At 65.5% G+C, this 1,387-nt stretch carries 3 pseudogenes; 2 read left to right on the forward strand and 1 reads right to left on the reverse strand.

Features of this window, described 5'->3' with window-relative positions:
* Both ACYPYD_RS07870 and ACYPYD_RS07875 read left to right on the forward strand, forming a co-directional pair.
* Positions 1-439 (forward strand): annotated as a pseudogene (locus tag ACYPYD_RS07870) (AsmA family protein); the annotation flags it as partial.
* Positions 440-452: 13 nt separating this feature from the next.
* Positions 453-626 (forward strand): annotated as a pseudogene (locus tag ACYPYD_RS07875) (IS5/IS1182 family transposase); the annotation flags it as partial.
* Positions 627-813: 187 nt separating this feature from the next.
* Here the strand turns inward: ACYPYD_RS07875 and ACYPYD_RS07880 are convergent.
* A pseudogene (locus ACYPYD_RS07880) lies at positions 814-1,387 on the reverse strand (IS30 family transposase); the annotation flags it as partial.

Here is a 1,387-nt window from a genome sequence, read left to right on the forward strand (position 1 = left end):
AACTGCGGCCTGCTCGCCTTCACCGTCCGCAGCGGCACGGCAGTTGCCGATCCGATCCTGATCGATACCAGCAAAAACGTCGTCACCGGGCGCGGCGGCTTCAGCTTCGGCACCGAGGCGGTAGACTTGGCCTTTCGCGCCGACGGCAAGAAGATCAGCCTGTTCTCCGGCCAGTCGCCCGTTGGTCTGGGCGGGCATTTCGCCGAGCCTAAGCTGCAGGTCATCACCCCGCAACTTATCGGCCGCGCGGGTGCCGGTCTCGGCCTTGCAAACGTGGCGACTCCGGTTGGCCGGGCTGCTCGCCTTCGTCGATCCAGGCGATACCAAGTCTGCGGCCTGCGGGCCTGTTCTTGCTGGCGCCAACGCCAGCGCCCAGCGCACGTCGAAGGGCAAGCCGCGCGACGACGTCGGCAACGGCACTGCGAAGAAGAACCCTTAGCAAGCGTCGGAACCGGTCCGCGGTCCGCTCCGCCGTTGAGTGCGGATTCGCGAGACAGAAGCATCGCATGGGCCTCGTGGTGCGCACCGTCGGCATCGCTCGCGCCCCCATCAAGATCGGCATAACCAACCTTGCCTATAACTTCCAGCGCCTGGCCTGGCTCGTGGGGCGAATTGCGCCCACGTGACGCCAAAAAACAGCCTGCGCAGGCGCCTCCCCCACAAAACCAGCGGATCGGCCCCCAACACCAAGGCTCATACTCCGCTCCCCAGCCTTCACGCCGCAATCATGCCAACATCAGGCATTTCTTCGAGATGGGGTGGTTGCCGCCCTCCCCAGACGGCATCGCAATGTGCCAAAAAGTGGTGTTGAGGACCGGGAATGGCGCGGTCGTCGACAGAGGCGGGGCGCTCACTGATCGAGACGGCATCCTTGATCTCGCCATGTCCGTTACGCTTGAGGCTGGCGTGCCGGGACCTGCGGATCGTGCGCCGGGCGCGCAGATGCTCCAGCAGTTCCTTCTTCAGAACTCCGCGCGCCTGTATGTACAGGCTTCTGTAGATGGTCTCGTGCGACACCTGCCTGTGCGGCTCCTCGGGAAAGCTGCGCCTGAGCCACCCCGCGATCTGTTCCGGTGACCATTTGCGGCGCAGCTTGGCCGATACTGCCCGTGCCAGTGGCGGCGAGCAAGCCAGCTTGCAGGGCTTGGGCCGCAAGGCACGGTCCCATGCCGCCTGATCGGACGCGGTCGCCCGATACCGTGCAGGGCCGCCATTGCGCCTGATTTCGCGACTGATCGTCGAGGGCGAACGGCCCAGTCGCCGTTCTATCGCACGCAAGGGTTCACTGACGCTCAGGCCCCGCGAAATCTCCTCGCGCTCGGCAAGGCTCAGTGCACGGATGCTCCGCTTGCGATCGGCGGGCCGGATACCGCCGGTCGGCGAAATC

It is taken from the genome of Novosphingobium sp. 11B (assembly GCF_054589055.1).